The sequence below is a fragment of the Exiguobacterium sp. s125 genome (assembly GCF_018618605.1).
Taxonomy (GTDB): Bacteria; Bacillota; Bacilli; order Exiguobacteriales; family Exiguobacteriaceae; genus Exiguobacterium_A; species Exiguobacterium_A oxidotolerans.
Genome location: NZ_JACSMI010000001.1, coordinates 1,119,874 through 1,133,161 on the forward strand (window position 1 = coordinate 1,119,874; position 13,288 = coordinate 1,133,161).

At 44.8% G+C, this 13,288-nt stretch carries 12 protein-coding genes; 4 read left to right on the forward strand and 8 right to left on the reverse strand.

Translation table 11 applies throughout. The annotated features are described in order from the left end of the window. Positions 1-49: 49 nt before the first annotated feature. The 4 genes from mngB to KNQ05_RS05575 all read right to left on the reverse strand — a co-directional run bounded on the left by mngB (position 50) and on the right by KNQ05_RS05575 (position 6,459). Complete coding sequence (gene mngB, locus KNQ05_RS05560; protein ID WP_214766011.1) at positions 50-2,668, reverse strand: mannosylglycerate hydrolase; 2,619 nt, start codon at positions 2,666-2,668, stop codon at positions 50-52. A gap of 15 nt (positions 2,669-2,683) precedes the next feature. Beyond that, positions 2,684-4,612 carry a PTS 2-O-a-mannosyl-D-glycerate transporter subunit IIABC gene (gene mngA, locus KNQ05_RS05565; protein ID WP_214804641.1) on the reverse strand — a complete coding sequence of 643 codons (1,929 nt, stop codon included), beginning with the start codon at positions 4,610-4,612 and terminating at the stop codon, positions 2,684-2,686. A gap of 132 nt (positions 4,613-4,744) precedes the next feature. Then, positions 4,745-5,470 carry a MurR/RpiR family transcriptional regulator gene (locus tag KNQ05_RS05570; RefSeq protein WP_088837078.1) on the reverse strand — a complete coding sequence of 242 codons (726 nt, stop codon included), beginning with the start codon at positions 5,468-5,470 and terminating at the stop codon, positions 4,745-4,747. Between the two features lie 137 nt (positions 5,471-5,607). Beyond that, complete coding sequence (locus tag KNQ05_RS05575) at positions 5,608-6,459, reverse strand: YitT family protein (protein ID WP_214804643.1); 852 nt, start codon at positions 6,457-6,459, stop codon at positions 5,608-5,610. 179 nt (positions 6,460-6,638) lie between these two features. On the opposite strand from KNQ05_RS05575, the gene KNQ05_RS05580 reads away from it, so the two are divergent. Further along, positions 6,639-7,316 carry a GntR family transcriptional regulator gene (locus tag KNQ05_RS05580; protein ID WP_214766005.1) on the forward strand — a complete coding sequence of 226 codons (678 nt, stop codon included), beginning with the start codon at positions 6,639-6,641 and terminating at the stop codon, positions 7,314-7,316. A gap of 108 nt (positions 7,317-7,424) precedes the next feature. On the opposite strand, the gene KNQ05_RS05585 is transcribed toward KNQ05_RS05580, so the two are convergent. Continuing rightward, entirely contained in the window at positions 7,425-7,853 is a 429-nt protein-coding gene (locus KNQ05_RS05585) for an OsmC family protein (RefSeq protein ID WP_088837075.1), read from the reverse strand. Between the two features lie 240 nt (positions 7,854-8,093). On the opposite strand from KNQ05_RS05585, the gene KNQ05_RS05590 reads away from it, so the two are divergent. Further along, positions 8,094-8,774, forward strand: coding sequence for a Crp/Fnr family transcriptional regulator (locus KNQ05_RS05590; protein ID WP_214766004.1), 681 nt, complete (start codon positions 8,094-8,096; stop codon positions 8,772-8,774). A gap of 96 nt (positions 8,775-8,870) precedes the next feature. On the opposite strand, the gene KNQ05_RS05595 is transcribed toward KNQ05_RS05590, so the two are convergent. From KNQ05_RS05595 to KNQ05_RS05605, 3 genes are all read right to left on the reverse strand, one after another. Beyond that, complete coding sequence (locus KNQ05_RS05595) at positions 8,871-9,254, reverse strand: ACT domain-containing protein (protein ID WP_157898478.1); 384 nt, start codon at positions 9,252-9,254, stop codon at positions 8,871-8,873. A gap of 84 nt (positions 9,255-9,338) precedes the next feature. Beyond that, entirely contained in the window at positions 9,339-9,734 is a 396-nt protein-coding gene (locus tag KNQ05_RS05600) for an OsmC family protein (RefSeq protein WP_088838483.1), read from the reverse strand. Positions 9,735-9,814: 80 nt separating this feature from the next. Then, positions 9,815-10,435, reverse strand: coding sequence for a flavodoxin family protein (locus KNQ05_RS05605; RefSeq protein ID WP_088837073.1), 621 nt, complete (start codon positions 10,433-10,435; stop codon positions 9,815-9,817). 208 nt (positions 10,436-10,643) lie between these two features. Between KNQ05_RS05605 and KNQ05_RS05610 the strand changes: the two genes are divergently transcribed. Beyond that, the gene (locus tag KNQ05_RS05610; protein ID WP_214804645.1) at positions 10,644-12,386 is read left to right on the forward strand and encodes a methyl-accepting chemotaxis protein; all 1,743 of its coding nucleotides are present in this window, start codon (positions 10,644-10,646) and stop codon (positions 12,384-12,386) included. 146 nt (positions 12,387-12,532) lie between these two features. Further along, positions 12,533-13,276 carry an alpha/beta hydrolase gene (locus KNQ05_RS05615; RefSeq protein WP_251132439.1) on the forward strand — a complete coding sequence of 248 codons (744 nt, stop codon included), beginning with the start codon at positions 12,533-12,535 and terminating at the stop codon, positions 13,274-13,276. The last annotated feature ends 12 nt before the right edge of the window (positions 13,277-13,288 follow it).

Genomic DNA, 13,288 nt, shown 5'->3' on the forward strand with positions numbered 1-13,288 from the left:
CTCCTGTCGTTTTACAGACCTTCAAATCAGACCATGGTCTGACGATTAATTATCTTTTAATAAGAATTGTTTTTACTTGGTTCGGTGCGACCTCATAAGATTTGTCTTGTACCGCTGACGTGATTTCAACTGGATGTGCTTCGTTTAAATTGACTTCATGGAACGTTCCCGTTTGGTTTGATTTAAATCGAACAGATCGGCTGGTCGTCGTCGGATTGAAGACACGAAGAATGAGTCCTTCCCCTTGCTCTGCTTTTTTCAACGTACTCATGATAATCCCCGTCGATTCGAGTTCGAATAACGAATACGATACCGGCAAATGGAGTCCGGTCGGATTTAAACGCATCGCATCGTGCGGGATTTTATTGTAAGCAACAGTCGGTGATAAGTGACGCTTAGCGCAAACGGCCAGTTCTTCTTCTTTGCGGAGTGAAACGAGACCGAAATCAAAGCTGTATGTTCCGATCATCTGCGAATCCGGTGTCGCTAATTTGATTCCTGACGGACGACCCGGGCGGCGGACGAGCTCTTCTTTTCCGAGTACACCTACGCTACGGAACAGCGTAACTGCAAGCGTTGGTCGAGCTCCTGCAATGACCTCATATTCCCGTGAGCTGTTCGTGATTAAACCGAGTCCGTTCTCTGTCTCATCATCCTTTAGCCCAACATACGATAACATCGGGAAGATACCGTCTGGTCGTTCATTCCATTGTTCCTCTTCCCACACACGGAGCGCATCATCGACGAAGGGGCGGTGTATTACACCAAACTGATTATCTGAAAATGTTTGCCGGGTGTTTACTTCTGCCGGAATCAACAAACGTAAACGGTGGTCCTTCGCGTTGTTCGTAATCGTCACATTAAAGGCAATAACAGGATCGTCATGCTTTAAGACGATTTCAAGCGCGACCGTCATCTCTTTCGTCCGTTTGCCTTGCTTCCGCTCTTCTAAATCTGCCGGTACAGCGAAGCGGTGATCGATTCGGATCATTACCCGATAATTTGTTTGTGTGACTTCGATTGTCGGGCGATCCGTTTCTGTCGTAATACTCACATCATGAAGCAGGGGCGAATAATCATATTCATCTCCATCGTCCCCACTGTCCTCAAGCAGGAAGAGATTGCGGTACGTCCGATTCGACTGTTTATCTGTCACATCAAGTGTACCGTTCGACTGAATTACTACGTGATACAGCGCTGTGTCACATTCCGTTATACCTGTTTCCGCCTGCGGCAACGCGTCCGGAGTCGCACTCTCTTCAACAACGAAAAGTGTTTCATAACTCAAGGCCGGAAGTGTGATATCAAGTTCAATTGTGTAACGATAAAACGGATCATAGTTTCCATAGTGGACGATTTGGCGGTCAATCAGCCCTGGGTCGATGACTGCTTTTTTCATCAACTGATAAGGAACAGGCTGCCCTGCTTCCGTTTCCAGACGGATATTTTCAAATTTACTGATGATTTCCGTCGTCGTTGTGGTCGTTTCCTGACTCGCATTCAAATTAAAGAAGGTTAACCGGTCTTCCGTTCGCTCCGTCGCAATCGAATCGACAATCTTTCTTTTATAGAATGAAATCAATTGATCGGTTTTTTCGTTTGCAATGAAAAAACGGTTGTAAATTTCTTGATGGACTTTATCGGAGCAACAACATCCGATGCTATCATGGGCATGATTTTTCATGATTTCTTTCCAAATCAATTCGACTAGCCCGTGATGGTATTCAATCCCAAGTGAATAGGCAAGGCTCATTAACGGTTCTAATGTATTCGTCAGCTTGTTTTCGATTTGAGTATTCATCGCTTTGATGTCCATCCGTGTCGAATAGATGCTACGGTGAACACGCATATATTTCCCATCTAAAAACTCTCCTGAAATGGTCGGCAGATTAAGTTGTTGCTCCAGTTGATCAAATAAATCTTCGTATCGACTCAAGAAAAACTCGCGTTCCGGATACAGACGATGTAGTTGTTCGATGACTTCCGTAATGTTTTGCTGGAGCGGCATTTGATCATGACCATTCGGTAACAGCAGATGATCTCCGGTCGCACCCTTATCGAGGACAGGCAAATATTTATCCATTCGCTTTCTTAGTGCCGTTTCTTCAGTCGGTAAATATTTACCGATTGCATAGCCGAGCGGCATCAGCTGGACGAGTACATTGGAACCGTCCGCTGAATTCCAGTTGAATTCAGTTTTGTTCGTTCCATGCCGTTCCGACGTTCCTCGCCAGAAAATCGAGCGTTCGATATCGAATCCGTTCAAAATCATCGGCATTTGTGCCGACTGCCCGAACGAATCCGGTAAATAACCAATCTTCATATGGGGACCAAATTCACCTGAATCTTTAATGCCGTACAATAAGTTTCTGACAATCGACTCCCCGCCTACAATCATTTCGTCTGTTTGGGTATACCAAGGTCCAATAATCAATTTTCCTGATTGAACTAGCTGTTTTATCCGTGACCGGTTCTCCGGCTTTACCGCAAGATAATCTTCGAGGATTGATGTTTGTCCATCTAAAACGTAATATGGATAATTTTCATCCGTTTCAAGCCTTTCCATGATTTCTTCTAAATTATTGACTAATAAGATGCGTGATTCTTCGGTCGAGAAGTACCATTCCCGATCCCAGTGCATATGTGGTACGACATGAACATTTTTCATTGTTTCCAGCTCCCTTTAAGCAACATTTTTCAGTGCATCCTGATGCTTTTTATTTTTATGTTTTCGAGTGAGAAGGAGAAGGACCATCGAAATGAACGCTCCTACCAATGCCGCACCAAGCCATACTGATGCCGCAAGTACGAGGGGTTGTCCCTGAAGTAATGCCAACGAAAAGATACCTGCTCCCGGTACGTTCAGACCGATTCCGAAATAGGCCACAATCGCTCCCGTCACGGCGGATCCTGCGACTAATGAGGGAATGACACGGAGGGGATCATTAATCATGAAAGGAATCGCCCCTTCCGTAATCCCTGCTAAACCGAGTAACCAGGTTTGTTTTCCAATTTCCCGTTCTTCTTTAGTGAACGCCTCTTTGCCTAGGCGGGTTGCACCGGTTACGGCAAACGCTGATACCATCTTGACTGAAGCAAATGTGGCATACGGGATTAAATTTCCGCTCGCCATCGCTCCGATACAAAATGTATACGCCGCTTTATTGATTGGTCCACCGAGATCAAACGAAACCATCGCACCAATGATTGCCCCGAGTAATAAAGCATTAGCCCCCTCTAATCCATCCAGCCAAGAAATCAGTCCTGTATTTAAATACGCTAACGGACGACCGACGACAAATAACATGATTGACCCGACGACAAGTGTTCCGACGACCGGATAAAACCAAAAACTGATAAACCCGGCAAATGTACCCTTCGGTTTAACTTTTTGCTTTAAGAATTTGAGGAAATATCCGGCAAGTAAGCCTCCGAGCATTCCACCTAAGAAGCCACTACCGATTAAGTTGGCTGCGACTCCGGCAGCAAATCCAGGTCCTAGAGCAGGTTTATCAGCAATCGAATACGCCATGTATGCAGCTAAAATCGGAATCATTAACTGACCGAGCAGGGATCCCCCTAATTGACGCAGTAACCATAACCACGAACCTTCTTCCGCATAGAGCGCCTGTAAATCAAACAGTTGGGAGATGAAGACGGCGACGGCAAGCGTCATCCCTCCGGCAACGATAACCGGAATAATATGCGAGATACCTGTCAGCAATGACGCTTTCACTTCGCTTTTCCAATTCGTCGGCTCCTCATCCGCTTCATCCGCCATCCGGTCAGCATCAGACTTCACATTTTCACTTTTCGTCAAAGCTTTTTCCAGGAGATCCTTTGCATTACGAAGCGGGGCAGCGACTGATGTTTTTATAGACGGAATGCCTTTAAAACGTGCTTCGTCCTTTACCGCGACGTCAACTGCAAAGATGACGGCATCTGCCTGCTGTAAATCTTTGGCTGCATGTCGGTCTTCGATTCCGTTTGCGCCTTGTTTTTCAACCTTCACTTCGATGCCAAGTTCGCGACCGGCCTTAATCAATGCTTCGGCTGCCATGTACGTATGCGCAATCCCTGCCGGACATGCTGTAACTGCCAGTACTAACTTTCCAGACGAAGGAACTTCTGCTGTTGAGTCCAACTTTTCATCGACAGAGGCGTCTAAGGCTGCCAGTAAGTCTTCTGCTGAACGCGATTGAAGGAGGCGGTTTTTGTAGTCTTCGTTTGAAAGACGGGTTACAAATTCAGCCAATAGTGTCAAATGGGTTGATCCCGCTTCCGCTGAAGGAATCGCCAGCAGGATGACCAGCTCCACCTTGTTTGCCGGATCAATGCTTTCCCAGTCCGTTATCGGTTTTGTCAACGTCGCAATCGCAAATGATGCTTCTCTGACACTATCTGACTTACCATGGGGAATCGCAAGCCCCCCTTCAAATCCTGTCGGTGACAGTCCCTCCCGAGCGATGACTGCTTCATAAAATGCTTCTTCCGATGAAATTTTACCGGCTTCGGCGAGTTCGTGAATTAAAAAGCGAATCGCTTGATCTTTTGAATCAAATGCCTGTTGAACATGTAAAAGTGAGGTTGATGTATTCGCTTGCAACAACATGTTTGTAACCCCTTTCATTTTTACTTTTAATGAATTACCTGTAGTGTATCAACAAAAAAAGAAGAAGCTTGATTCTTCTTCTTCTTTCACATCCTTTTCTTTTGTAAGGGTTTTCATGTGTATAAATACACATCACTTGTGATTTTTCCAATACTGTTCTAACAGATGACGCAACAAGTAAAAAATCGGAGTCGGGTTTGTAATGTTGTGATGTAATAAGCGTTCAGGGGGCGAATAAAAATAGAGGCGGTAATCGGCATAGTTCACGAGGCTGTTATGCGTAAAGTGGGTGATACTGACAATCGGAATGTTTTTCTCTTTTGCCCGCCCTGCCAGTTCAATGACGGCTTCACTCTCGCCAGAAACGGATATCAAAAGAAGTAAGTCCTTCGGTGTCATCGCTTCTAGTTCCGTGATTGTCGTATGACGGTGAAGATAAAACTCACATTTTTTATTAACGACTCGATACCCTTGCACCAAGTATTCGCAATAGGTGACAGAGTCTCCAATACCGTATACGAGTACGCGACGGGCTTGTTCGAGTAAATGATGAACTTGCTCGACATGTACTTCATCGATGAGTTCTTTCGTCTTTTTTAATACGTCACCCGGCACATCTTCTTCATTTGCTTCAAGTTCATGCTTGATTGCATTTTTCATGTGCGAAAAACCGTCATAGCCTAATTTTTTAGCTAACCGGACGATTGTATTCGGGACTGTAAAAGATTCTTCCGCAATCGCCTGAATCGACATGCGTGTTACGTTCGTAAAATGATCGTTGATATATGAAATAATCTGATCGTCTGTATCGTTCAGGTGATATTCATACTTTTGAATCCGTTCCTTAAAAGTCAACATATACCCCACTCCTGCCGCAACGTTTAACCGTTTAATTGTCTACCAATTAAACAGTATACAAAAGCTCGAGTCAAAACAACAGTCACTTCAAGGACAGACCCTTTAACCGGTTTCAGCGAATTCCTTTTAATGAACGTTCACGCACGCTGGAATGCCTTCTCTTCATGACTTCCGTATATTTCCTTGGTCTGCGTAATCGTTAAATAGGCAGTGGAGTCCGTTGCCAACACAAAACGCTTTAATTTCGTGACATCCGGTGACATCAAATGCACCGTGATTACGTGTTGCTTCGCCTTCGAAGAATTCGTATTAACGACATGAACCGTTGCCGGTGCCTTTAATTCCTGTAGAATAAAGGACTGGATATGTTCAAATTGATGACTGATGATGACAACTTCACTATGCTGCTTTAATTTTTGTAGCAAAGTATCGATCAGGACCCCATTGAGAAATACACCAAATACAGCATACATTCCCTTCTCAATTCCAAATAGCATACTGGACACAAGCGCAATGCTTAAATCAAATAAAAGTACAGCTACTCCAATTCGTACACCACTCCATTTATTCAATATCATCGCTAAAATATCTGTTCCGCCGGTCGAAGCATTATGACTAAAAATCAATGCCATCCCGTATGCATTAATCGAAAAACCAAATACTAGCTGGATGAATAAATCATTTCCTACCGGTTGACGGATTGGTGCATACAAATCGAGCATATACACAAACAAAGATAATACCAGACTTGCATAGACTGTTTTAAAACCGAAAGTAAACCCTAAGAAAGCAAAACCGATACAAAAAATAAAAACGTTCAATCCTATCATGAGCACACCTAACGACAAGTTCGGCAGAAATTCGTGGATGATAACGGAAAGCCCTGAAATCCCGCCGGCCGCGACCGAATTTGGTACTAGGATAAAGTGAATATTAAAGGCCACCATCAAAAGCCCGGCATGTAATTGCAGTACATGTTTTTTTTGCATTTTTTTGCTCTCCTTTGTAGTAGAACTAAATTGTAGTACAATTTAGTTCTACTACATAAAACCTGTTTTGTCTATTGCTTTTTTCAGTTATAAAAACCATTCGATTTTTCAGAAAGAATCGACCGGGAAAAATGCTAAAATAAAATAAGAGACAATTCAATGGACGGAGGAACGTTTTCATGAAAACTGTAAAACCCATCGAAACGATTATTATTGAAAAAATTAAACGAGCTATCCTCAATCGGGAATTTGCTCCCGGTATGCAACTTACTGAATCCGTCATCGCTGAGAAACTTGAGACAAGCAGGACGCCCGTCCGGAACGCTTTTAAGAAACTCGAACTTGATGGATACGTCGTCCTGAAACCGAATCGCGGAGCTTATGTGATTCAACCGACCGTAAATGACATCATTCAGGCGTTTGAACTCCGGATTGAATTAGAAGGTGTCGCCGTAAAATTTGGTCTCGCGAATGTCGAACAGAAGGATCTTGACTATTTAAAGCAACTCATCGAAAAAGAACTGGACGCCTACACTCATGAAGATTTAACCGAATATACGAGCATCAACAAAAAATTTCATATGCTACTCGCCGAAAAAAGTCAGAACCGGTATGTCATTGAATTTTTAAGTCGGATCATTGATCAAATCGATGTCTATTTAATGATGTACAATGTCATTGATTATAAAAGTAAAAGAAATAACAAGAGCCTTAAGGAGCATCTCGAGATCATCACAGCGATTGAATCCCGTCAGGTTGATCTTGTTACCGATGCCCTGCAACGCCATTTACACCAGACATTAGACTCTATTAAGTCAATAACGGAACCTTACCAGTCGCTTGAAGATATGTTCTAAAAAAAAACGCAACGCATCCATTTCCCGACGACTCGGAAGTGAACGCGTTGCGTGTGACAGATTACATATTATATTGATGCTGCAGTTAAGAATAGTTCATTTATTCGTTTACGCTTTTGTCCAGTTTGGCACCATTTCAACATTTGCAGCGACCATAGTCGTGTAGACTGGGCAACGTGAATCCACAATGTGTTGCAATTCTTGTACACGTTCTTCGGATTCGCTTGTTAAGACTTTTGCATTGACTGTGATGCGTTCGAAATAGGGACGAACTGATGCATCCCCCATCATACCACGTGGATCCAGCGTGCCTTCCACTTCAAATTCAATTCCTTGCAGATCGAAGTTGATTTCTTTTGCGACGAAGTTAGCAATCGCATTTTCGCAACCTGTCAAAGCAACAAGCAGTGTTGCAAGTGGATTTGCACCTTCATCTGTTCCGCCCATTTTCGCCGGCTCATCGATGATGACTTTATGACCGTGTGAAACGCCTTCTGTATACATACCTTTTGATACTGCTGTAATTTTTTCAACCATTTGTAATCTCTCCTCATACACTTTTTTGTTGGTTTCTTTACCACACGCATACCGTACCACGCAGTCTTTTCTCTCTCCAAGACGAATGCTTACGCGTGTAAGCCAGCTTACACTTTCGGCGATTACCTGTTCACGTTTGCTACTGATTCGAAACTATCTGTTTAGAAAATCTATGAAAACCAGTTATAGTGAAAAGACAATCCTCATCTTGATGAAGAGATGACCAAAAGGAGTAATAACATGGATAAACTTAAGCTTTTGTCGCAAATCAGCTTGTTTGAAGAACTTCCGACGAACGAATTGCAACTTATTAATGACGCAAGTGAAATGGTCCAGTTGAAACGGGGCGACGTTATCCTCTCGCCGCATCAACGGCAAGACGCACTATTTTTTCTAAAAGAAGGACAAGTTCGTTTGTATCGGATGAATAAACAAGGCAAGCAATTCACAGTTGATGTTTTAGTTGGTGGCAACACGTTCGGAGAAACGGCAACACTATCGTTGACGGACGACGACATGTATGCAGAAGCCATGACAGATACGTGCCTTTGTATCATGCCAACTGATCAGTTCGAAACATTCATCGAAAGTAATCCAAAAATTGCGATGAAATTGATTCAAGTCTTGTCAAATCGACTAAAGGATGTCTACTCCTTCAGTGAGCACCTCGCGCTAAATGATGTGAAATACCGAATCGTTTATTTGTTGCTGAAGCTGAGTGAAAAATCGGGCACGCGACACAAACAGTGGCAATCAATCGATTTGAAACTTACCCACACTGACATCGCACAAATGATCGGTTCCACAAGAGAGACAACGAGCCTCATTCTGAATCAGTTAAAAAAAGAGGAAGTGCTCAAAAAAGAGCTCTACTTCGCGATTGATGCCAATCGTGCAAGTGAGCTTCTCAACCAATTTTAATTTTTTAAGTACGGCCTACTAATTACGCCAACTAAAAACGGTCATTGCCCGAATCTTTTTTCGAGAAATGACCGTTTTTTAGGTTTAAGCACAAGTTCAAACAATCTGATGGCCATCTGCCCGGAACAGTTCAACCGTTCGCTCGAGCGTGACATCTTTTACGAGAATATAGTCCGTATCATATGTGGATAAAGCAAAGATACTGATTTCATGTGCTGCAAGTGGACGAATCAGCTTGGATAAAATACCCGTCAATGCAAAATCAAGTGGACCTTCGACCTTGATTGCCCGAAATCCGGACTCGATTTTTAAGTATGTCTCGTCTGTCGGAATACTGGATGTCTCGCAGACGACCGATAGCTCATCACGTGTTTTCATGATGTTCCAAAATGATCCACTCTGAAAGATCCATTCTGGTAGTGTGGCTTCAACCGCATAGCGAACGACCGATAATTCTTCTGGTAAGACTGTTAAGTTCAATTGTTTATCCCCCTCTTATCTTAGATGTCATAAGAATACCCCCGAATCTTAGCCTTGTACAGGTCTAGATTTCGGAGGTGTTTTTTACGCTTTCGTCCAATTCGCGACAAGTGTGACGTCCGCTGCGACGAGTGTCGTCGAAATCGGACAACGGGCATCGACGATTTTTTGCAATTCCTGGACCCGTTCTTCCGTTTCCGATGTCGTGACCTTCGCATGGACCGTGACCCGCTTGAATTGTGTCCGGACAGACGGGTCACCCATCATGCCGCGCGGGTCAATCGAACCTTCGACTTCAAAGTCGATTCCTTGTAAATCAAACTCAATCTCTTTTGCGACGAAATTCGCGACCGCATTTTCACAACCGACGAGGGCGACGAGTAGCGTCGCAAGAGGATTCGCGCCTTGATCTCCACCACCCATGCTTTCGGGTTCATCAATCCGGATCGTATGAATCCCTGCCTGACCTTCCGTGTGCATCCCTTTTGAGACTGCTGTCACTTTTTCGATCACAATCAACCGCTCCTTTTAATCGTTTAGTTTTTCAATATGAAAGTAGATTATTCAACGACGTTGCCTTCAGCCGGGATCGGGTGAGCTTGCAGCAGCTTCGCGAAATGCATCAAGTTGTAGGCCATGACTTTCGCATGCCCTTGCGTGAACGCGTTGTTTTTTCCATTTGCTTCAATGAAGGACGGACCCGGTCCCGCTTCGCCAACCCAGTACGTATCGACGTTCGGCGGAATCGTAAAGCCGATATGTGATAATCCGTAAAGAATCGACGCCGATGCATGCTTCGCCCCGTCCTCGTTCCCCGTGACGATGACTCCCCCGACTTTGTTGTAATACATGTATTGCCCTTTCTCATTTGTTAACCCGCTGCCGCCATACAACCGTTCAATGACTTGCGTCGCGATGCTGCTCTTCTCACCGAGCCAAAGTGGTGTCCCGATGACGACGATGTCAGCAGCCTTTACCTTTTCAAAAATTACCGGCCACTCGTCCCCGTCTCCCTCGTCAGTCGTCACGCCATAGGCGACGTTATAATCGACGACGCGAACGATTTCCGACTCGATGTCAAAGTCTTGATAATAAGCAATCACTTCGTTGATTAAGGCTTCCGTATTCGATAATTCATCTGACGATTTTAATGAACAATTTAAAAATAAAGCTTTTGTCATAAGTCTCAACTCCCTTATTGTCTAGCATTCACGTACTTTTTTATAATTCCTTTGTTTTTGATTTGTCAAACCTGACCGTCCTGCATTTTAAACCGTCACAACTTCTCCATTCAAAAAAATTGAACTTTTATTTTAAAACATCGAAAAAATAATTTTCAGACCGATAGTATATATATCACCAACTAGAAATCCACCAGGAGGTCCATCTATGACTGAAGCAAGAACCCATTCCATTCGTACACGTTTGTTACTGATCATCAGCTCCATCCTCATCATTTTTTTCCTCTTTAGTAGTGCCGCCCTTTATTACAACACGAACCAAACAGCGGTTTCGACGCTTAAAAAAACAGCGGAACAAGACGCTCTTCGCATCGCAAAAACATTCGACACGGCTGCCTACGCTGAATTTTTGAGCAATCCGACCGCTTCCGAGAATTATGAAACGCTTCGTGAATCACTTGATACGTTACGTCAGCAAAACGGTTTACTGTATGCCTATACGGCAACGATTGACCAAAATAAAGTCAATTTGTTGATTGACGGTCTACCGAAAGCAGAAGCCGCAGCCATTAATGACCCGGCGACAGGTGCCGTCGCGCAGGACATGAAACACGTTTTGAACGGTGAGACCCATACGACGGACGTGATTGATGATCCGAAATACGGACAATACGTCAGCGTCTATGTACCGCTGAAAGATGCCTCGAACACAATCATCGGCATATTAGGTGTCGATATCGCTGCAAAAGACGTCGATGCGCTGTCGACAACTTTACTCAAACAAAACTTACCGCTCTTCATCGGTTTATTACTGATTTTACTTGCACTCACCTTAGCTGCCTTGTACTATATGCTCGGACGGAAGCTGAAACCGCTCGAGACGCTCCAAGCCGTCTCGGAAAACATCGCGGCCGGGCAACTTCGGCAGGCGGATACACAACTGACCCAGCTCGAAATCAAATCGCATGATGAGATTTATTCGCTCGCCCACTCGATTAAACAGATGAACGACATGTTACGGACGATGATCACCGACATCTCGCAGACGTCACTTCTCGTCCATGAGACGAGTCAATCGATCGACGACAGTACAACGGAAGTCCTCGACGGTTCAACACAAATCGCACAGACGATGACCGAAATCGCGACCGGGACCGAAAGTCAGACCCACGTCACGTTATCATTGACGGATGAAATGGATGCATTCTCGCGATTAATCGGGGCGACTTCGACGGAAGGTGAACAGGTCCAGATGACGGTAGCTGAGATGCGTGACATGACAGACGCCGGACGTTCCCAAATGGAACGGTCGGTCAGTCGGATGGAAACGATCCATCAACAAGTTCACGCTTCAACAGACCAAATCCAGCACCTGAAACGACAATCGACGGAAGTCCAAGCGCTCGTCACAATCATTCGCGACATCGCCGCGCAGACGAATCTGCTTGCACTGAACGCCGCGATTGAGGCAGCACGTGCCGGAGAACAAGGAAAAGGCTTTGCTGTCGTCGCGTCCGAAGTCAAAAAACTGTCGAACCATGTCGCAAGCAGTGTTAACGAAATCGCGGCAATCGTCCAAAGCGTCCAGGAAAACACGCAGCAGATGGAAAGCAGTTTTGCTTTGACGCTGCAGGAAACAGTGTCCGGACAAACGGATATTAAAGAGACGGATGCTTCGTTCCGTCACCTCGCTGAACATGTCACAAGCGTCGCCTCGTCGATGGCACAAATGACCGATCAGATGACACAAGTCACCCGGTCGGAACAAACCATCCGCAGTGCCTTGCACGAAATCGCGACGGTCGCAGAGGGACATACGGCAAGCAATGAGGAAGTCGCAGCCGCTTCTGAACAAATGATTGCGACGATTACGGGCCTGCATACGCTTGTCGCGACCCTCAACACAACTTCTCGTCATTTGGAAGATCAAACGAACAAATTCTCGTTATAATGAAAACCGCGCAGTGCCCAAATGGGATACACTTGAAAAAGTGAACTGTTTGGGTTTTTCTATTGTTAGACGCCACTCGCCGGTACTGCGCAATCATGATTGGATTAACGTAAAATCAAATCGACACCTAGAAAGTGAGGCATCTTATGGTCATCAAACTATCACCGCTCAAACCCGTCTATTATGAAGGAGGTGAACGCGCCGTTCTCCTCTTACACTCGTTTACGAGTAATCCGAACGACATGAAACCGCTCGGACGTTATTTGCAGCAAAATCAGTATTCGTGTTACACCCCGGTACTTAGTGGTCATAGTCTGCCGGCAGAAGACCTTCTGACCTATGGACCAGCCGACTGGTGGCAGGATGTGCGCGACGCTTATCAACTGTTGCAGGACAAAGGATTTGAAAAAATCGCCGTCGTCGGTCTTTCGCTTGGCGGTGTCCTTGCGTTAAAACTGGGACAGGAATTGCAGGTCAACGGTGTCGTAACACTGTCTGTGCCGATGTACAAGAAAGCCGGTTCCTTGCAAAAACGGCTGTTATATTATGCCCGACGCTATAAACAGATTGAAGGGAAAGAGGAGCAGCAAATCGAGTCAGAAATGGAAGCGCTCCGACATCTTACCGTTGATTCATTGGTCGATTTTGAACAGCTCGTCAACCAAACACGGGACAACTTAGTGCAAATCGATTCGCCGATTCGCATCCTGTACGGAGAATTAGACACGCCCCTGTACAAAGAAAGTGCCGAGGAGATTTTTAACCGCGTGGCGTCAGATCAAAAATCAATTAAGGGGTTTGCCCAATCAAAACACTTGATGACGTTAGGTCAGGACAGAAACGACATCAATGAAGAGATTCTTACCTTCTTAAACGAGCTGACGTGGTAGAAGACAGGCACG